18 protein-coding genes are annotated in these 19,422 nt (G+C 66.4%); 4 read left to right on the top strand and 14 right to left on the bottom strand.

Annotated elements, in window-relative coordinates; translation table 11 throughout:
- On the top strand, positions 1 to 365 hold a 365-nt coding region (locus RIT73_RS14560; protein WP_309132814.1), incomplete at its 5' end, for an alpha/beta hydrolase.
- Here the strand turns inward: RIT73_RS14560 and RIT73_RS14555 are convergent.
- Positions 357 to 1,628, bottom strand: coding sequence for a DUF6350 family protein (locus RIT73_RS14555; protein WP_309132813.1), 1,272 nt, complete (start codon positions 1,626 to 1,628; stop codon positions 357 to 359). The genes RIT73_RS14560 and RIT73_RS14555 overlap by 9 nt on opposite strands.
- A gap of 116 nt (positions 1,629 to 1,744) precedes the next feature.
- Between RIT73_RS14555 and RIT73_RS14550 the strand changes: the two genes are divergently transcribed.
- Positions 1,745 to 3,874 (top strand): hypothetical protein, encoded by a 2,130-nt coding sequence (locus RIT73_RS14550; protein ID WP_309132812.1) that lies wholly within the window; start codon positions 1,745 to 1,747, stop codon positions 3,872 to 3,874.
- 134 nt (positions 3,875 to 4,008) lie between these two features.
- Here the strand turns inward: RIT73_RS14550 and RIT73_RS14545 are convergent, their stop codons facing one another.
- The 10 genes from RIT73_RS14545 to clpS form a co-directional block, all read right to left on the bottom strand.
- A complete protein-coding gene (locus RIT73_RS14545) occupies positions 4,009 to 5,457 on the bottom strand; it encodes an amidase (RefSeq protein WP_309132811.1) in 1,449 nt (482 codons plus the stop codon).
- Between the two features lie 26 nt (positions 5,458 to 5,483).
- Positions 5,484 to 7,259, bottom strand: coding sequence for an ABC transporter ATP-binding protein (locus RIT73_RS14540; protein ID WP_309132810.1), 1,776 nt, complete (start codon positions 7,257 to 7,259; stop codon positions 5,484 to 5,486).
- On the bottom strand, positions 7,252 to 8,070 hold the full coding sequence (locus tag RIT73_RS14535; RefSeq protein ID WP_309132859.1) for an ABC transporter permease: 819 nt from the start codon (positions 8,068 to 8,070) through the stop codon (positions 7,252 to 7,254). The genes RIT73_RS14540 and RIT73_RS14535 overlap by 8 nt, the downstream gene beginning before the upstream one ends.
- A gap of 131 nt (positions 8,071 to 8,201) precedes the next feature.
- Entirely contained in the window at positions 8,202 to 9,149 is a 948-nt protein-coding gene (locus tag RIT73_RS14530) for an ABC transporter permease (RefSeq protein WP_309132809.1), read from the bottom strand.
- Between the two features lie 12 nt (positions 9,150 to 9,161).
- Positions 9,162 to 10,661, bottom strand: a complete 1,500-nt coding sequence (locus RIT73_RS14525; RefSeq protein WP_309132808.1) for an ABC transporter substrate-binding protein — start codon at positions 10,659 to 10,661, stop codon at positions 9,162 to 9,164.
- Positions 10,662 to 10,752: 91 nt separating this feature from the next.
- Positions 10,753 to 11,364 (bottom strand): RdgB/HAM1 family non-canonical purine NTP pyrophosphatase, encoded by a 612-nt coding sequence (gene rdgB / locus RIT73_RS14520; RefSeq protein WP_309132807.1) that lies wholly within the window; start codon positions 11,362 to 11,364, stop codon positions 10,753 to 10,755.
- On the bottom strand, positions 11,361 to 12,083 hold the full coding sequence (rph, locus tag RIT73_RS14515) for a ribonuclease PH (RefSeq protein ID WP_309132806.1): 723 nt from the start codon (positions 12,081 to 12,083) through the stop codon (positions 11,361 to 11,363). The genes rdgB and rph overlap by 4 nt, the downstream gene beginning before the upstream one ends.
- Before the next feature lie 108 nt (positions 12,084 to 12,191).
- Positions 12,192 to 13,013, bottom strand: coding sequence for an MBL fold metallo-hydrolase (locus RIT73_RS14510; protein ID WP_309132805.1), 822 nt, complete (start codon positions 13,011 to 13,013; stop codon positions 12,192 to 12,194).
- Complete coding sequence (locus tag RIT73_RS14505; RefSeq protein ID WP_309132804.1) at positions 13,010 to 13,582, bottom strand: DUF2017 family protein; 573 nt, start codon at positions 13,580 to 13,582, stop codon at positions 13,010 to 13,012. Before RIT73_RS14505 ends, RIT73_RS14510 begins: the two co-directional genes overlap by 4 nt.
- A 3-nt stretch (positions 13,583 to 13,585) precedes the next feature.
- Entirely contained in the window at positions 13,586 to 13,891 is a 306-nt protein-coding gene (gene clpS / locus RIT73_RS14500) for an ATP-dependent Clp protease adapter ClpS (RefSeq protein WP_309132803.1), read from the bottom strand.
- 52 nt (positions 13,892 to 13,943) lie between these two features.
- Between clpS and RIT73_RS14495 the strand changes: the two genes are divergently transcribed.
- The gene (locus RIT73_RS14495; protein WP_309132802.1) at positions 13,944 to 15,263 is read left to right on the top strand and encodes a nicotinate phosphoribosyltransferase; all 1,320 of its coding nucleotides are present in this window, start codon (positions 13,944 to 13,946) and stop codon (positions 15,261 to 15,263) included.
- A 30-nt stretch (positions 15,264 to 15,293) separates the two neighbouring features.
- On the opposite strand, the gene RIT73_RS14490 is transcribed toward RIT73_RS14495, so the two are convergent.
- A complete protein-coding gene (locus RIT73_RS14490) occupies positions 15,294 to 17,072 on the bottom strand; it encodes a DEAD/DEAH box helicase (RefSeq protein WP_309132801.1) in 1,779 nt (592 codons plus the stop codon).
- Positions 17,073 to 17,336: a DUF3039 domain-containing protein gene (locus tag RIT73_RS14485; protein WP_309132800.1), complete on the bottom strand. Its 264-nt coding sequence runs from the start codon at positions 17,334 to 17,336 to the stop codon at positions 17,073 to 17,075.
- A gap of 23 nt (positions 17,337 to 17,359) precedes the next feature.
- On the opposite strand from RIT73_RS14485, the gene RIT73_RS14480 reads away from it, so the two are divergent.
- Positions 17,360 to 17,875 (top strand): flavin reductase family protein, encoded by a 516-nt coding sequence (locus RIT73_RS14480; RefSeq protein WP_309132799.1) that lies wholly within the window; start codon positions 17,360 to 17,362, stop codon positions 17,873 to 17,875.
- 119 nt (positions 17,876 to 17,994) lie between these two features.
- On the opposite strand, the gene gdhA is transcribed toward RIT73_RS14480, so the two are convergent.
- A complete protein-coding gene (gene gdhA / locus RIT73_RS14475) occupies positions 17,995 to 19,341 on the bottom strand; it encodes an NADP-specific glutamate dehydrogenase (protein ID WP_309132798.1) in 1,347 nt (448 codons plus the stop codon).
- Positions 19,342 to 19,422 lie beyond the last annotated feature (81 nt).

The raw sequence follows: 19,422 nt of genomic DNA, 5'->3' as shown, positions 1-19,422 counted from the left end.
ACTGGTGGGAGAACACCGGCCATGCGCAGGCCCTCGAGGAGGAAACCGCCGGGGGCATGATCGACCCGATGGAGCTGATGCTCCACCGGACACCTGCCCATCTGGCCCGTGAGGCCCTGAGCCATCAGCGCGAGCAGTCGGCCGCGCCCTTCATGGGTCCGTGGCCGCTGCCCGCCTGGCCCCGAGTTCCCACTCGAGTGCTGATCACCGCCGATGACCGGTTCTTCCCCCGGAGTTTCATGACGCGCGTCGCCGTCGACCGGCTCGGCATCACCCCGGAGGTGATGCCCGGCGACCATTGCCCGATGCTCTCCAATCCGGCCGAACTGTCACTGCGGGTGCTCGGGAGCAGCCCGTCAGTCTGAATCTTCCGGCCTCTCACGGGTGTCCACGGTCCGGGTGTCTTCCGCAGTGTGGCGGTCGTCGGCCGTATGGAGGTCGTCGTCGGCCTCCCCCGTGTACTGCAGCTGGGAGAGCTTCGTCAGTGCCAGCCCCGCGCTCAGTCCCAACCCGACCCAGGCAGTGACGGCCGCCGCCGAGGTGAGCGCTGAGGGGCCGAAGTCCGACAGTCCCAGCGGTCCCATGGCTCCGCGCGCAATCAGCGCCAGGAGCTGGAGGAGCACGAACACGATGAGCGCCGTCAGCCCGATCCCCGTCCACGAGGCGATGAGCACCGACTGGGCGTGCGCTCTCCCGAGGACAACGGACAGCAGTCCGACGAGGACGAGCAGAGCGGGTGCGGCGAGCGACCAGTCGGGGTAGTCACCGGGCAGGAGCTGCAGCACCGGGACATCGGGAACCGGTCCGGGCACCGAATGGAACACCGAACTGAGTCCGCCGGCGCCCAGGTTCACTCCGCTGCCTGCGATCCAGGACAGCACGGAGAAGAGGATCCCCGGGGCGAACAGTATCTGCACGACCAGCAGTCCGATGGTGGCCGAGAGCGGGGAGCTGTAGTTCTCCATCGACGTCGTCAGCGCATCCCAGCGCAGAGCGGTGCCGATGCCGATGGCGATCAGGGTGACGGCGAGAAGGCCCCAGAAGATCCGCTTCGCCACGGCGCGGGCACAGTCGACGGTGTCGGGATCGAGGTCGCGCAGCACAGGAAGGTCGTCGACTCCCCGGGCCCACAGCCAGCCCGCTGCCACGGCCGACACCAGCAGCAGGAGGAACCTCAGGAACCCGAAAGGGGTCATCGCGGTCTCCCCGAAGAGGAGCGCCCCGGTCAGCAGCGGGCCTGCGTAGGCGAGCACGAAGGTCGCCAGTGCGAGAACCGGACTCTTCCATCCGTCAGGGGCTGAGAACTCTTCGTCATCGTCGACGCTGCTCTCGACGAGTCGTCGGGAGGCCGATGCCAGCAGGAACCACACCACGACAGTGACGAGGCCCGGCGGGAGGGAGAAGTCGAATCCGATCGTCGACACGCTCAGCCCGTGGACGATCGCCCACAGGGAGAGAGCCCATTCCGGGATGATCGAATACTGGAGCTGAGAGCTCAGTCCGATGAGCCAGAAGGCCGCCGAGAGAAGGAAGGCGACGGGGACGATGATGAGGTCGAGTCGGAACGCCTCCAGCAGCCCCAGGAGGACTGGATGGCGGTTGGTGCGGGGAAGCGGAGAAGTGTGCATCCATTCCATTTTCGCTGACCGCGTGCCCCGATCCTGGTATTGACCACGCAGTTCCCACCTCTGAGACGTACAATTGCGCCAGGACACGCTTGTAAACACGAAGGATGAATCCAGCGATGAGCAACGGAAACGACGAGCCGAAGGTCCCACGACCTTCCAGCAAGGGGCCGGAGGACAGCACTTCCGAATCCGCTGCGAAGTCGGCGGACGCGACCAGCCAGGATTCGGTGGAGACAAGCAAGCCAGACAGCACTCCTTCCGCGCCGAACGACAGTCGACCGAACGACAGCGGGTCCTCGCCGGAGCCCGCGAGCGAGACCTCTGCGAACGACAGCGCGACCGGGCCGACCGCAGAGCATGACTCCCGGTCCGCGTCGAAACCCGAGCCCGAGCCCAGGTCGAAACCCGAGCCCGAGTCCGGGTCGAAGCCCGAGCCTGAGTCCGAGGCACCCCCCGCAGCGGACGACGGGTCGACGGACATCGAGGCCGAGGACTCATCCCCGGCCTCCGTCGGCGCCGACAGCCGGGCCTCAAGCGCGGACGATCAGTCCGACACGGTGTCGATGAGCCTGGCGGATCGCCAGGACGCAGCAGGTCCGAGCCCGGAGGAGATGCGTCTCTCCGATCGGCAGGCCGAGCCGGACACGCCCTCGCAGGGAGACGAACCGGCAGCCTCGACCGAGGCACTCCCACAGGCACCCACCTACTCCGCACCGGACGCTCCGGCGTATCCGCCGACGGCGCCCTCGCCTCAGACTTCGTCGTACCCCGGTGACCAGGCACCACCGCTGACGCCTCCCTATCCCGACTCCGGCCCTGCGCAAGGTGGACCCCGAGAACCGCAGGGTCCGCCGCCCGGCGCACCTCACTACGGTGAAGCGCAGCAGCAGAACGGGCCCCAATACGGCGGCCCGGGTCCACAGCAGACCGGTTCGCCCAGCGCTCCTTACGGAGCCCCGCAGCACGGTGGACCCCAGGGCCCGCAGCACGGTGGACCCCAGGGTCCGCAGACCGCTCAGTACGGAGCCGTGCCGGGGCCCCAGTACGGCGGACCGCAGCAGAGCCCGGTTCCCCAGCAGTCAGGCTCCGGCCCCGGTCATTCTCAGTCGATCCCCCAGCCCGCTCCGGCTCCCGGATTCGCCGGCGGAGCCACAGCGACCCGCGCCGATTCCCGCCCTCGCACCAAGAAGAAGGGGCGCCTCCCGCTCTTCATCGCGTTGGGTTCTGTGCTTCTCGTGCTCGTTCTCGTCGCCGTCGGGTTCCTCGTCATCAACTCGGTGAACAAGAACAACTACGGTCCGGACAAAGTCGCCGAGGAGTACGTCGCCGCTCTGAGCAAGGGAGACTTCGCGGCAGCCGAGAAGATCGCCCCCTCCCCTCGTCCGGAGGGCACCAACCTCGATCTGCTGTCGAAGAACTTCACCGAGGGGTCGTCGGCCAAGGTCGAGAATGCCAAGGTCGAGTCCTCGAGCGTCGAGGGTGACTCGGGCAAGGTCGTCGTCTCCTACGAACTCGGCGGCACCGCCTACAACGTCGAGCTGCCCGCGAAGAAGGACGGCAAACAGGACCTCTTCTTCGACAAATGGACGCTGACGGGGCCTGCCCTGCACGTGATCTCTCTCGACATCCCGGCCGCTGACGGCATGACGGTCAACGGCACCGAATACCAGGCGCAGGCCGGAACGACCTCGTTCGCCGTGTACCCGGGCAACTACGATTTCAAGATCCCGGCGAGCAAATGGGTCGGTGAAGCCTCTGACACGGCAGAGGTGAACTTCCCGCAGGCATTCGCCCCCGGCGAGAAGCCGAACACCGAGCAGGTTGCTCCGCTGACCCTCAACCTGTCCCTGTCGCCGACTCCGGATTTCGAGAAGGAAGTCCAGAAGCAGGTCGAGGCCGAACTGAAGAAGTGCTTCGACAACAAGGACATCAAGCCGAAGTGCAAGTTCATCAACTTCGACCCGACGCAGATCCCGGTGGGCGGAACCGATGACAAGCTCGACGACCTCGCCAAGAAGGACACGGCCGAGTGGAAGATCAAGGAGATGCCGCAGGTCAAGGCCTCATTCGGCGTCGGCGACACGAGCACCGGATCGTTCTTCACCGATAAGCAGGGCAGCTTCGACTTCTCCGTCGACGGCAAGCAGCGAGGCTCCTCCTACTTCTCGAACGGCAACCCGCTCTCGGTGTCCGGAAGTGTGAAGATCGACGGGGACAAGCTCTCCATCGAGTTCTTCGACTTCTGAGTCGATGGTCTGACCCGCCGCGACGAGCGCAAAGACCGGGCCGAGACGATCGCCGGGGTTCTGTGCAGAACCCCGGCGATCGTCATTCAAGCACCCACTGGGTCAAGCCGCAGTGTGGTCAGGCACGCACTGAATCAGGCGCTCAATGCTTCAGGCACGCTGCCTGGGACTGCTCGCACCGGCTTCGCCAGCGCTGCCGTCCTCTCGAACCAGGCACCGGCCGCCATCACACGCTCGTCGGCGAAGCGCCGACCTGAGATCTGCAGGCCGATGGTCCGTTCGTCCGAGGTGTATCCGGCGAGCACCGTGGCGGCCGGCTGCTCGGACATGTTGTAGGGCATGGTGAAGCCGATGTGCCCCATCGGCCGGCCGGGCACTGGGTAGGGCATGGGCTGCTCTGCGGGGAAGGCTGCCTCGGGTGCCACCGGGGACAGGACCAGGTCGAATCCTGCTGTCGCGGCGACCGTCCGCCGTCGAATCTCCTGGATGCTGTGGTAGCACTCCATCAGTCGCACTCCGCTGACATCCGCCCCGCCCTGCGCCCACTGCTGGATGTAGGGCAGGATGAGCGCCTGTTCCTCGACCGGCAGCGCGCGCAGGTCCGACCATGATCGCACGCGCCAGAACAGGTCCATGTCACGCAGGAGCTCGTCGTCGAGGAAGGGGCCGAGTCTCGCCACTTCGGCTCCGGCGGCGGCGAAGCGGTCGGCCGCCTCGGCGATCACCGAGGCGGTCTCAGGATCCACGGTCTCCCCGCACCCCGCGTCGAGGTGGAGCCCGATGCGCATCCCGCGCGGATCGAATGCCGACCCACCCGCAGGGACAGTGGGACTGCCGTCCGCCTCGTCGCGGGCGATCCGGGGCAGCCGCGTGTAGTCGCGGTCATCGGGAGCGGAGATGACGTCCATCGCGAATCGGACGTCCGCCATGGTTCTCGCCAGAGGGCCTGCACATCTGCCGAGGTACGGGGCGTCGAGGGGCACGCGGCCGAAGCTCGGCTTCAGTCCCGCCAGTCCGAGCCAGGTGCACGGCAGGCGGATCGAACCCCCGATGTCCGAGCCGATGTGGATCGGACCGTACCCAGCGGCCGCGGCCGCCCCGGCACCCGCGCTCGATCCTCCCGTGGTCAGGGCAGGGTTGAGCGGGGAGCGGGTGATGCCGTGCAGGGAGGAGACCCCCGACGACAGCATCCCCCAGTCAGGCATCGTCGTCGAACCCACGATCACCGCTCCCGCCTCCTCGAGGCGCTGCGTGATCGGGGCGTCATGGTCCGCGACCGGGACCTCGACCCAGGCGTGGCCGCTGGGCATCGGCACTCCGGCGCGGGCGATGTTCTCCTTGATCGTCACCGGCACCCCGTCGAGCGGTCCCAGCGCCTGACCGTCGTGCCAACGCTGCGCACTGGCGGCGGCAGCAGCCTGGGAGCGAGCGTCGTCGCGGTGGCAGAGTGCGTTGATGACGGGTTCGCATTCGTCCATCCGCTCCTGCACCGAGGCGAGGACTTCGAGCGGATCGAAATCGCCGGCGGCGAACCCTGCGGTCATCTCCGCTGCGCTGTGGTCGGCGAGGGCGTGGGTGCTCATGGCCTCTCCTCTCTCGTTCGTCGCGGTCATCGGGCTGCCTCGAGGGCTGCTGCCAAGCTCGGGGTCGCGGCGATGAGGTCGCGTGTGTAGTCCTGCTGCGGGTCGGAGTAGACGGCGTCGGTCGCCCCGGCTTCGACGATGTGCCCGTCCTTCATGACGATCACCTCGGAGCACAGATGCTTGACCACGCCCAGGTCATGGGAGACGAACAGCAGGGTCAGGGCGTATTCGTCGACGAGGTCGGTGAGCAGGTTGAGCACCTGCGCCCGCACGGACACGTCGAGGGCGGACACCGGTTCGTCGGCGACGAGGATCTGTGGCCGGGTCACCAGCGCCCGGGCGATCGAGATCCGCTGCCGCTGCCCTCCGGAGAACTGATGCGGGTAGCGGCGCATGGACGCCGTGTCGATGTCGACGGCGGCCAGCATGTCCGCGACCTTCGCTCGTCGTTCCTCCCGGGCCATGCCCTGGGCCACGAGCGGTTCGGCGACGATGTCCTCCACCCGCATCCGCGGGTCGAGGGAGGAGAAAGGGTCCTGGAATACGAACTGCAGGTTCTCGCGCAGTGAGCGCAGGGCCTGTGAGCTCGCGGTGTCGACGCGGACGTCACCGACCCTGACGTGCCCGGTGGTGGGCCGGTCGAGGCCCGAGAGGATGCCCAGCAGCGTGGTCTTCCCCGAGCCCGACTCCCCCACGATGCCCAGCCGTCGGCCCGCGTGGACGCTGAAGCTGATGTCCTCGAGCGCCTGGACCGGAGCCTTGCGGCGGAGCAGGCCACCCGACCGGTAGAGCTTCGACACTCCGCTGACCTCGATGAGCGGAGCGCCGAGCCCCTCCGCTGAGGGAGCCGTGGCCGCAGCCCGGTTCCCGGATGGCTTCGTCTCCGCCGAGGTGGGTGCCGCGGATGCCGGTGCCGAGGTGTGGGCCGCGGATGCCGCAGACGCCGTCGCCGAGGTGGTCGGCCCGGAGTAGGCAAGTGCCGTCCGCAGTGTGTAGAGCTTCCCGTCGGCGTCGGTGGATTCGAGGTCGGAGGAGGCGAGCAGCCCCCGCGTGTACTCGTGCTGCGGGTTGGCGAAGATCTCCCGGACGGAACCGGTCTCGACGATGCGTCCGGAGTGCATGACGATGACCCGATCGCAGACTCCGGCGACGACGGCGAGGTCGTGGGTGATGAACAGCAGACCGGCCCGCACGGTCGCCACGCGTTCGGCGATGAGGTCGAGCATGTGCCTCTGCACGGTGACGTCGAGGGCGGTCGTGGGTTCGTCGCAGATGAGCAGTCGGGGCGAGTTCGCCAACGCGATCGCGAGCATCACGCGCTGCCGCTGCCCACCGGACAGCTGGTGCGGGTAGGCCAGCCGGGCGCTTTCGGGACTCGGCATGTGGACGTCGTGGAGCAGCTGCAGGACGCGGCCGCGCATCCGTGGCCGCTGGGTCTCACCGTGGATGCGCAGCGCCTCGGCGATCTGGTCTCCGATCCGCATCAAGGGGTTGAGCGCGCTCATGGGTTCCTGGAACACCATCGAGACGAGTTTCGAGCGCACCCGGGCCAGGGTCTTCTCCCGTGCCGCGAGCACGTTGCCCGAGAACCCGTCGAGCGTGACGGTTCCGCTCGCGTTCAGCTCCTCCGGGAGGAGGCCCATGATCGACTGGGCAGTCAGTGATTTCCCCGAACCGGATTCGCCGATCAGCCCCACCCGTTCGCCGGGGGCAAGCGTCAGCGAGACGCCTTCGAGCACCGCAGTGGTGGAACCAGCCGGGGTGATCGTGAGGTCGCAGATCTCGAGCAGGTTCTCAGCCATCGCCGCGGGCCTCCATCTTCGGGTCGAAGCGGTCGCGCAGACCGTCGCCGAGCAGGTTGAATCCGAGCACGGCGAGCGCGATGCACAGCCCGGGCCAGAGGGCGAGCTCGGGATGGGTGGACAGGAACTGCTGGGACTCCTGCAGCATCCGCCCCCAGGAGGGGACAGGAGGCTGGGTGCCCAATCCGAGGAAGGACAGCCCCGCCTCGGCGAGGACGGAGATCGCGAACGCCACGGAGGCCTGCACGATGACCATGCCGGCGATGTTGGGCAGGACGTGGACGACGGCGATCGCCGGTGTGCTCCGATTCGAGGCGCGGGCGGCTCTCACGTACTCGGAGCTGAGCACCTGCATCGTGCCCGACCGCGCAACCCGGGCGAAGCCGGGGATCGCGGCGATCCCGACCGCCACCATGGCCGGACCGGTTCCGGGCTGGAAGACGGCGGCGAAGATGATCGCGAGCAACAGGGCCGGAAAGGCGAGGAGGATGTCGTTGGCGCGCATGATCACGGCTCCGATCCACATCCCCCAGGGGTACTGGGCGAAGAGGGCGGCGATGATCCCGATCGGGGTGCCGACGAGGAGGGCGATGCCGACGGCCACGATGCCCACGAGCAGTGTGATCCGCGCACCGTACATGATCCAGGTCAGGGTGTCGCGACCGAATCGGTCCGTTCCCAGGGGATGGTCGAGGCTGCTCGACTGCAGCCTCGCCGCCGGGTCGATGACGGATGGGTCGTACGGTGTCCAGATGAAGGACAGAAGGGCGAGGGCGAAGACGAGGACCACGAGCGAGGCGCCGATGATCATCGAGGCGCTCAGGCGCCGACGGCCCCGCCCCCGCTGGGGAATGGCGGGGCCCGCGTTCGGACCGGTGGCCGGGCCGGCGTCGTCGACGCGGACCGGCAGGTTCGGGTCGAAGGGCTGGTCCTGGTGCTCGCTCATGCGGCGCTCCTGATGCGCGGATCGACGATGGGGTAGAGCAGATCGACGATGAGGTTGATGACGAGCACGAGCATGACGAGGACCATGACGATTCCCTGCACGGTGACGAGGTCGCGGTTGGCGACCGCCCGCACGAGTTCGGAGCCGATCCCGGGAATGACGAAGACCTGTTCGATGATCACCGCTCCGACCAGCAGCGTCGCCAGCTGCACCCCGGCCACGGTGATGACGGGGATCGCGGCGTTGCGCAGCCCGTGGACGAACAGCGCCCGGGTCCGGGTCAGCCCCTTCGCCCGCGCGGTGCGGATGTAGTCCTCACGCATCACATCGAGGACGGCGGAGCGGACGTAGCGGGTGAGGATCGCGGCCTGCACGAGCGCCAGGGAGACGACGGGCAGAACCAGTCGGGCGAGGAACCCGCCGACGCCCTCGATCGGCGCCATCCACCCCTGCGAGGGGAACCACCCCAGACCCAGGGAGAAGATCATCACGAGGATGATCGCGGCGAGGAAGTTCGGCACGGCGATGCCGACCTGACTCAGTGCCGAGATCGTCATTCCGATCCAGTTGCGCTGCTCGAGCGCGGCGAATGTGCCCAACGGCACCGCGATGACGACGGCGAGGACGATGGAGCAGACGACGAGGATGGCCGTGACCTGGACGCTGTTCATGATCACCGGGGTGATCGGGGCGCCGGTGACGTAGGAGGTGCCGAAGTCGCCGCCGAGCATTCCGCCCACCCACTGCAGATACCGGGTCAGCGGCGGCTCGTCGAGTCCGTAGCGGGCTTCGAGAGCCGCGACCGCCTCGGGGGTGGCGTTCGTCCCGAGGGCGACCTGCGCGGCGTTGCCGGGCAGGAAGCTCATCATGGCGAAGATGACCACCGAGGCGACGAAGAGCGCCACGGCGAACTGAGCGGCGCGGCTGAGCAGGTAGACGGGCATGCGCGGTGGCGCTCAGTTCCAGCTGAGATCCGCGATGCGGAAGGAGTCGGAGACCCTGTTGACCGGAATGCCCTCGATGTCGGATTTGGCGACGACGAGGTTGGGGAACAGGAACAGGAAGTTCGCGGCGGCGTCCTCGGTGATCGTCCGCGCGATCGTCTTCATTCCCGCGATGTACTCCGCTTCGGTGCCCCTGTCGGCTTTCTCCGCGATCGGCTTGATCGTCGAGTCGTCGTAGCCGGTGTAGTAGTCCTTGGAGAACACGGTGAGGATGTCGCGGGGTTCGGCGTGGTTGATCACTGACATGTCGTAGTCATGCTTGGTGAACGTCTTGTCCAGCCACACCGCCGGGAACTCCTGGGTCTCCACCTTCGCCTTGAGTCCGATCTCCTCGAGCTGAGCGGACACGACCTGGGAGATGGCCTGCGCGTACGGCAGGTTGGGAACCGTGAAGGCGAACTCCTCCCCCTCGATCCCGGCCTCTCTGACCTTCTCCTTGGCCTTCTCGGGATCGTAGGGCCAGACCCCGCTCAGGTCTTCGTAGTACGGGTCGGTCGGTGGGACCATTGAGCCGATGAGCTCGCCGTAGCCTGCCCACGCGGTGTCGAGGACCGCTTTGCGATCGATCCCGTGCATCACGGCTTCCCGCGCCGCTTTGTCCTTGAAGATCCCCTCGGCGTTGTTCATCGACAGCACGACCTCGCCGTTCGTGGTGCCGGAGATGATCTGGTATTCCTCGCTCTGGAAGTCCCCGGCGAGTTCGGGCGCCTGGAGATTGGAGATGATGTCGATCTCGCCCGACTGCAGAGCGTTGGAGGCCGCGACCGCGTCCTTGAAGTACTTGAACTGGACTTTCTTCACCGCGGGAGCATCACCCCAGTAGTCGTCGCGGGCGACGTAGTCGATCGACTGTCCGCGGGTGAACTTCTCGATCGCGAAGGGACCGGTGCCGATCGCCTCGTTGGCGAGATCCGCGGTGCCCTCGGTGTCGAAGATCGCTCCGACGAGGGTGGTGAGGTTGTACAGCCACATGTTCGAGGGGCGCTGGAGGGTGATCTCCACCGTGTGATCGTCGACGACCTTGACGTTCTCGACGAGGTCCATCTTCGACTTCAGCGGGTTCTTCCAGTCCTTCGCCACTCGGTCGTAGGAGAACTTTACGTCCTCTGCAGTGAAGTCGGCGCCGTTGGAGAACTTCACCCCCTCCTGCAGTCGGAACGTGTAGGTCCTGCGGTCCTCGGAGATGTCCCACTCCTTGGCCAGGGAGGGCTGGATGGTGCCTTCTCCGTCGACCCGCACGAGCGATTCGTAGACGTTGTCCATCAGCGCCTCGGGGATGGCCACCCCCGAGGTGGATGTGAAGTCGAGGTTGACCGGTTCGGCGGTGAACGCGATCGCCATCGAATCCTTCTGGGTCCCCTTCGGATCCGAGGCCCCCGCTGTGCAGGCGGAGAGGAACAGTGCTGCAGCAGCTGCTGCGGCGACCCAGATTGTGGTGCGCGGAGTCTTCATCGCTCTCCTAGTCGTGTTGGCCCTTATCGGCAACGACAGTTTAACTGAACCCGCTGGTCCCGGTGTGACCGGGACCATATCTGAACTGGAACTATCGCGCACGTCCGAGTTCTTCGGCCAGCATGGAGGCGAGCTTGTCGAAGGCGATCCGGCGATGGGAGCGGGCGTTCTTCTCCTCCGGCGTCAGTTCGGCAGCGCTCCTGGTCGATCCCTCGGGCACGAAGATCGGGTCGTACCCGAACCCGTGCTCGCCGGCCGGGGCGGTGGCGAGGCTGCCGGGCATGATGCCCTCGGCGGTGAACTCGCGTCCATCGGCGGTGACCGCGGCCGCCGCACAGCGGAACTGCGCTCCCCGGTGCTCGGGCGCGATGTCGCTCAGCTGTGCGAGCAGCAGCTCGAGGTTCGCCTGATCGTCGCCGTGGCGGCCCGCCCATCGGGCCGAGAAGATCCCGGGCGCTCCGCCGAGCACGTCGACGCAGATTCCGGAGTCATCGGCGATCGAGGTGAGACCGGTGGCCGCGGCCGCCGCTCGCGCTTTGATGAGCGCGTTCTCGATGAAGGTGACCCCGGTTTCGGGAATGTCGCCGACACCGCACTCGGCGGCGGTCCTGACCTCTGTGCCCTCGCCGAGGTGGGGTAGGAGGATCGCTTCGAGCTCGCGCTTCTTCTTCTCGTTGTGGGTTGCGAGGACGAAGGTGGTCATCGGGCGAGGGCCTCCGCCTGGATCCTGGTCAGATCTTCGCAGCCCTTGGTCGCCAGGTCGAGGAGCACTCCGAGCTCACTTCGGTCGAACGGTGCACCTTCGGCGGTGCCCTGGACCTCGATGAACTTGCCGCTGCCGGTCATCACGACGTTCATGTCGGTCTCCGCGGTCGAGTCCTCGGCGTAGGGCAGGTCGAGGACGGCCCGACCCTCGACGATGCCGACGCTGACAGCCGCCAGGGAGTCGATGATCGGGTTGTGCGCGGCCGGGATGACGCCGGTCGATCGGCCTTTGTCGATCGCGTCGACGAGGGCCACGTAGGCTCCGGTGATCGCCGCGGTGCGGGTGCCGCCGTCGGCCTGGAGGACGTCGCAATCGAGCACCAGGGTGTTCTCGCCCAGTTTCGTCAGATCGATGACGGCGCGGAGGCTGCGCCCGATGAGGCGGGAGATCTCGTGCGTGCGTCCGCCGAGCTTGCCCTTGACGGATTCGCGTGTGTTCCGGGTGTCGGTGGCGCGTGGGAGCATCGCGTACTCGGCGGTGACCCAGCCGCGCCCCTGACCCTTGAGCCAGCGCGGCACGCCCTCGGTCAGGGATGCTGCGCACAGCACTCGGGTGTTGCCGAACTCCACCAGGGCGGAGCCTTCGGCGGTGGTCAGCCAGTTGCGGGTGATGGTGACTTCGCGGAGCTGATCCGCTGATCGGGAGTCTGCGCGCACGCTTCTGCTTCCTTCGGTTGTCGAGAACTTCTGCTGTGGGTTCACGCGTGAGGTGGGCTCACGCATGGGATGGGCTCACTCATGGACCGGTCCCACCCGTGGGTGGGTTCACACGGTCCAGCTGGCTTCGGGCTTGGCCAGTTCGATCGGCCCCCGGAATTCGCCGGCCGCCTCTCCCCTGACGATGCAGCGATCGGTCCAGACGGGGATGTGGGTGAGGACCAAGGACTTCACCTCGGCGTTCGTGGCCACACGGCCGGCGCGCTTGCCGGTCAGGTGGATGCCCCTGGCCGTGTCCCGATCTTCCTGGAAGGCCGCTTCACAGAGGAAGACGTCGGCTCCGCGGGCCGCCTCGATGAGGTTGTCGCATTCGTCGCTGTCGCCGGAGTAGGTGATGACCTTCCCCCGGTCGTCGGTGATCCGCAGGGCGTAGGCCTCGACCGGGTGGTCGACGAGGAAGCTCTCGACGGTCAGGGACCCGATCTGAAAACTCGACCTGTGGTCGAGGTCGACGAACTCGAAGGCATGCGTGAGATCGCTAGGGTCGGAGCTGCCGGCCACCGGCGACCGGCCGGGGTCCGTGTGATAGGCCCGGGTCAGTCTCTCCTCGGCTCCCGGCGGTGCGAACACCGATGTCCTGGTCCGGATCGATCCGGTGTCGGAGACGTTGCCGTTGAAGAACTTCGGATCGTAGCAGTGCCGGACGTAGAGACCGGTCATGTCCATGCAGTGGTCGGGATGGAGATGGGTGAGCACGACTGCAGCGAAGGAGCCCGGGTCGACGACCCGCTGCAGCCGGCTCAGCGCACCGGATCCGAGGTCGAGCACGATCCGCGTCGGCCTCTCCTCCTCGGTCTCGACCAGATAGCAGCTGGCGGCGGAGTCCGGCCCGGGAAACGACCCGGCAGTGCCGATGGCGGTGAGCTTCATTCCTCTTCATCTCCCTGCAGACCGTCGAGCAAGGTCATCGTCAGGCGGTCCTGGACCCAGGTGAGGAAATCGTAGAGGGTCAGGGTGAGGTCTTCGGATTCGTCGAGTTCGTCGCGGCGGGCGTACTTCTCCTCCTGCGCCTCCTCGGTGTCGATGCCCAGGCGCACCGCGAGCACCAGACGCAGATCGTTGAGGCCCTTCGTCCAGGCCAGGATCTCGTCCTCGGTCAGGGAAATGCGGGGTCCCTGGCTGAGCCCGTTGAGGATGATGCGGACGTTGTGCGCCTTCGCCTGCTGCAGGTCGAATTCGGTCAGGCGGCGGAATTCCTCGGACCGCTCGGCGTCGAGGGGGTCGACGTCGGGGAACAGCCGCAGCAGAGCCGGGTCCTCCGGCCGCGGCCGTTCGACCAGCCCCAGGCGGGCCTCCCAGTTCTCGGACGCGGGCCGACCCGACTCATCCGACTCCCCGAGGAGAGCTGCCAGATCGGTGAACACGGTGAGCATGAGGGATCGTTCGTTGTCTTCGAGCTGGAGGACGACGTCGTCCCCGCGAGAGTCGATGGCTGCCATCGCTCAGTCGGATTCCGTCATCGGCCGGCAGGCGGCCCAGAGACCGTATTCGTGCATGGCTTGAGTGTCCCTTTCCATGGCCTCGCGCGCCCCCGTGGCGACGACGGAGCGTCCGTTCTCATGAACTTCGAGCATCAGCTTGTGGGCCTTCTCGGACGAGTATCCGAAGTAACTCTGGAAGACGTAGCTGACGTAGCTCATGAGATTGACGGGGTCGTTGAATACGACGGTCTTCCATGGCTTGGCCAGATCTTCGGCGGGTCGGACATCGACCTCCGGTTCCAGAACTGGAGTCGTTGGGTTGCTCACGTTTCCACCATACGGCAGATCACTGACGCTGTCGTGAACTAAGATCGCGCCTATGAGTGATCTCACACGGGCCGGATCGACCGCTTTCTACACGGATCAGTACGAGCTGACGATGGTGCAGGCGGCGCTGGAATCCGGGGCTGCGGACCGACGGAGCCTGTTCGAAGTCTTCGGCCGCAGGCTCCCAGCCGGACGCCGCTACGGGGTCGTCGCCGGGACCGGTCGGATCCTCGAGATGCTGCGCGACTTCCGCTTCGACGACGCAGAGCTGTCCTACCTCAGTCGGGAGAAGATCGTCGATGAGGCAACGATCGCCTGGCTGGCCGACTACCGGTTCACCGGCACCATCCGGGGCTATGCGGAGGGCGAGATCTACTTCCCCGGATCACCCCTGCTCACGATCGAGGCCACCTTCGCCGAGGGCGTCATCCTCGAGACCCTCATCCTCTCGGCGATGAACTACGACTGCGCGGTCGCCTCGGCGGCGTCTCGCATGGCCCAGGCCGCAGGCGATCGTCCCTGCGCGGAGATGGGGAGCAGGCGCACGAACGAACGGGCGGCGGTCGCTGCCGCTCGAGCTGCGGTGATCGGCGGTTTCGCCTCGACGTCCAATCTGTCCGCCGGGCTCCAGTACGGACTGCGGACGATCGGGACCTCGGCGCACTCGTTCACCCTCCTCCACGACTCGGAGCGCGAGGCGTTCGCCGCGCAGCTGAAGTCGCTGGGGACCGACACCACGCTCCTCCTCGACACCTATGACGTCGAGGTGGCGCTGAGGACCGCGATCGAACTAGCCGGCCCCTCGCTGGGCGGAGTCAGGATCGATTCGGGCGATCTCGTCGAGCAGGCCAGCGAAGTCCGCGCGGGCCTCGACCGGCTGGGCGCTCACGACACGAAGATCACCGTCACCAGCGATCTCGACGAGTATGCGATCGCCGCACTCGCTGCGTCCCCGGTCGACGCCTACGGTGTCGGCACCCGGGTCGTCACCGGGTCGGGGGCCCCGGCTGCCGGTCTCGTGTACAAGCTCGTCGCGCGTGCCGATGAATCGGGTTCCTGGACATCGGTGGCGAAAGCGGCGAGCGGCAAGTCCTCCCGCGGCGGTCACAAGAACGCGATGCGCCTCGTCGACGGGGCCATCGCGGTGGAGGAAGCCGTCGGAGTCCCGACGCTTCCCAGCGACGTGGGTGACGGACGTCCGCTGACCGTGGATCTTGTCGTCGACGGCGAGATCGACGAGTCCTACACCGGTGCTGCCGGAGTGAAGAGGGCCTGCGCCCGTCACGACGAGTCGTTGGCCGAGCTGCCCCGTTCGGCCCGTCGTTTGCAGGACGGCGAACCGGCGATCCCGACGGTCTTCTACACCGACTGAGGTGTCGCCGGCCCCAGCCGACAGCCGGACTCAGCTCTGGCCGACGAACCAGCCCTGGATCTTCTTGATCCGCGCCTGGATCTGATCACGAGTCGCCTGCGCGACGGCAGGTCCCCCGCAGGCCTTGCGGAGTTGGACGTGGACCGTCTTGTGCGGCAGACCGGTCCGCCGCGACCAGGCTCCGACGAGGCTCTGGAGCTGATTGCGCTCCTCCTTCATCGCCCGGTGCTCGAGCTCACTGCGATCGACTTCCGGTGCCGAAGCGACAGCTGTCTTCCGCTTCGCCTGCTTGGCCTGCTGGGTCCGCAGCAGTTCGTGGACCTGGTCCGGTTCGAGCAGGCCCGGGATCCCGATGAAGTCGAGCTCGTCCTCGGAGCCGATCGCGCCTCCGGTCCCGAATTCGCCGCCGTCGAAGAGCACACGGTCGAACAGTGCCTCCGCGCCCAGAGCTTCGAACGATCCGAGCTGGTCGGAGGCGCCCTCATTCCGGTTCGCCTGTTCGAGCGCCTGCTCGTCGAAGACGACGACGTCGTTCTCGTCCTCGTTCTTCGGTCTGTCGAGGGCGTGGTCGCGTTCGACCTCCATGGTGTTGGCCAGGGCGAGGAGAACGGGGACCGAGGGCAGGAACACCGAGGCGGTCTCCCCGCGTTTGCGCGCGCGCACGAAGCGGCCGATGGCCTGGGCGAAGAACAGCGGGGTCGACGAGGAGGTGGCGTAGACGCCGACGCACAGACGCGGGACATCGACGCCTTCGGACACCATTCGCACCGCGACCATCCACCGGTCGCTCGAGTTCTGGAACTCCTCGATGCGCGCCGAGGCGCCCGCCTCGTCGGAGAGCACCACCGTCGGCTTCTCCCCCGTGATCTCGCGCAGCTGCTTCGCGTAGGCACGGGCAGTGGTCTGGTCGGTGGCGATGACGAGTCCACCGGCATCGGGGACCGTCCGCCGGACCTCGGTCAGTCGCATGTCGGCGGCTTTGAGAACGGCCGGGATCCAGTCGCCGTTGGGGTCGAGCGCAGTGCGCCAGGCTTGGGCGTAGATGTCCTTCGTCGTCTCTTCGCCGAGGACATGCGACATCTCCTCCCCGGCCTTGGTCCGCCATGACATTGCGCCCGCGTAAGCGAGGAACAGGACGGGCCGGACGACTGAGTCCTTGAGCGCCCTGCCGTACCCGTAGGAGTAATCGGCCACCGAGGTGCGGATGCCGTTCTCGTCGGGCTCGTAGGTGACGAACGGGATCGGCGAGGTGTCGGAGCGGAACGGCGTACCGGTCAGCGACAGCCGGCGCACGGCCGGACTGAAGGCCTCACGCACGGCGTCGCCCCACGACAGGGCGTCACCGGCATGGTGCACCTCGTCGAGGATGACCAGAGTCCGCCCGGCGGCGGTGCGGTTGTGGTGCAGCGTCGGCTTCGCCGCGACCTGTGCATAGGTGACGGCCACACCGTGAAAGCCGGGAGCATGCTTGCCCTGCGCGTTCTTGAAGTGCGGGTCGAGTTTGATTCCGACCCGAGCCGCGGAATCAGCCCACTGGACCTTGAGGTGCTCGGTGGGCGCGACAACGGTGACGCGGTTGACGACCCGCTGAGCCAGGAGCTCTGCGGCCAGGCGCAGCGCGAAAGTCGTCTTTCCTGCACCGGGGGTTGCGACTGCGAGGAAGTCCTTGGGCTGATCCCGAAAATACTGTTCCAGGGCTTCGGCCTGCCAAGCACGCAACTTTCCGGCCGTTCCCCAAGCTGCACGCTCGGGAAACGCCGGTGGGAGTTGTTCGGCGGCGGAAGTCCCTGGGAGACGTTCCGCGGTCATCTACTCCTTCGGTCCTTCAGGCATCGTTTCGTAGATCTCTTTGCACTTGGGGCAGAGGGGGAACTTCTCCGGGTCCCGGCTCGGGATCCAGACCTTCCCGCATAGGGCGATCACCGGGGTCCCGGTCACCATCGCCTCCATGATCTTGTCCTTGGGTGCGTAGTGGCTGTACCGCTCATGGTCGCCTGGTTCGACGAGCTGTTCGGTCCGCTCACGCTCGATTGTGGATGAACCACCTGAAGCTGGCAAAGTCATGATGTTCATTGTAGTTCCCTAGAATGAATGACATGGACCGAACTCACGAGGATTCCCTCACAGAGCGCTATCGTGAACTCAGTGACGACATCGCGGCAGCCGTGGCCGTGGTCTCCGCCAACCGCGGCCGGTCGCCACACGCGATCACGGTCGATTCGTTCCTCGATGTGTCCTACGACCCTCCGACGATGGCCGTCAGCATCTATTCGGGCTCAAGGATGATGGAGACCCTCGAGAGCAGTGAGCACTTCGCGATCTCTCTGCTCAACTCTGCGGGAAGAGACGTCTCCGAGCGCCTCGGCGAGCCCGGTCAGCCCCTCTACGGGGCTCTGAGCGGGATAGACACGTTCCCCGCCCCCCATTCGGGTCAGCCCATCCTCGCCGAGGCGATGGCGTGGTTCGAATTGAGAACCACCGACATCCTCGAGGTCGCCACGCACAGCCTGGTCGTCGGCGAGGTCGTGGCCCTTGGTGCCCGCGCCGGTTCCCAATCGGACAGACCGCTGCTGCGATGGCGCAAGGCCTACGGCACGATCGGACCCCGCTGAAGCACGTCTGCCCTGAACGCCCCCGGAGACGAGCGGCGGGTCCATAGAGGCGAAACCAACTGAAGGGGCCCTCCCACGAAATTGTGGAAGAGCCCCCTTCAGGTGAAGGCATGGGTGGGTCAGACGACGCCCTGGGCCAGCATCGCTTCGGAGACACGGATGAACCCGGCGATGTTGGCTCCAGCGACATAGTCACCGGGAGCCCCATACTCATCCGCCGCTGCGGCACAGCTGTCGTGGACGTCGCCCATGATCTCCGCCAGCCGAGCTTCCGTGAAGTCGAAGTGCCAAGCATCGCGGCTGGCATTCTGCTGCATCTCCAGGGCGCTGGTGGCAACACCGCCGGCGTTGGCCGCCTTGCCGGGAGCGAAGGGCACGCCGGCCTCGGAGAAGACCTTCACCGCGCCCGGCGTGCACGGCATGTTCGCGCCTTCGGCCACGGCGACCACGCCCCCGGCGACGAGCTTCTTGGCGTCGTCCTCGTCCAGTTCGTTCTGGGTCGCACATGGCAGTGCGACCTCGGCTTCGAGGCTCCATACGTTCCCACCCTCGTGGAACGCGGCACGTCCGCCACGGCGGGTGACGTATTCGGAGATCCGGCCCCGGTCGACGAACTTGATCTGCTTGACGATATCGAGGTCGACACCGTCGGGATCGTGGATGAAGCCGCCGGAGTCCGAGAGCGCGATGACACGACCGCCGAAGGCTTCGACCTTCTCGGCCGCGTAGACGGCGACGTTGCCGGAGCCGGAAATGACGACCGAGCGTCCGTCGAGGTTCTTCTTTGCCGCCCCGAGCATGTCCTTGAGGAAATAGACGAGCCCATAGCCGGTGGCTTCGGTGCGGACCATCGAGCCGCCATAGGACAGTCCCTTTCCGGTCAGCACTCCGGCTTCGTATCGATTGGTGACGCGTTTGTACTGACCGAACATGTAGCCGATCTCGCGGCCGCCCACCCCGATGTCGCCGGCAGGAACGTCACGATACTCGCCGATGTGCCGGTAGAGCTCGAGCATGAAGGATTGGCAGAAACGCATGATCTCCAGGTCACTGCGACCCTTCGGGTCGAAGTCGGAGCCGCCTTTGCCGCCGCCGATGGGAAGGCCGGTGATCGAGTTCTTGAAGATCTGTTCGAAGCCGAGGAACTTCACGATGCCGAGGTTGACGGAGGGGTGGAAGCGCAGACCACCCTTGTAGGGGCCCAGTGAGGAGTTGAACTCGACACGGAAAGCGCGATTGATCTGGACCGTGCCGGTGTCATCGATCCACGGGACCCGGAAGATGATCTGCCGTTCGGGTTCACACAGACGCTCGAACATCGACAGTTCGAGGTACTCAGGGTGTTTGTCGACCACGGGACCCAAGGAATAGAGAACTTCCTGTACCGCTTGGTGAAACTCCGACTCTCCGGGATTCCGATGAAGCACGGTGTCGAAGATTGGCTGCAGTGATGGATGTAGGCTCATGGCCACAAACTACAGCTTTCTCGCCTATCGGCAATAGAACGGCCAAATATTGGACATCAAACCAATTGAGAGCAAGCCGTC

Origin of the sequence: Brevibacterium sp. (assembly GCF_031179145.1) — a bacterium.
Taxonomy (GTDB): Bacteria; Actinomycetota; Actinomycetes; order Actinomycetales; family Brevibacteriaceae; genus Brevibacterium.
This window is presented reverse-complemented; position numbering and strand designations above follow the sequence as displayed.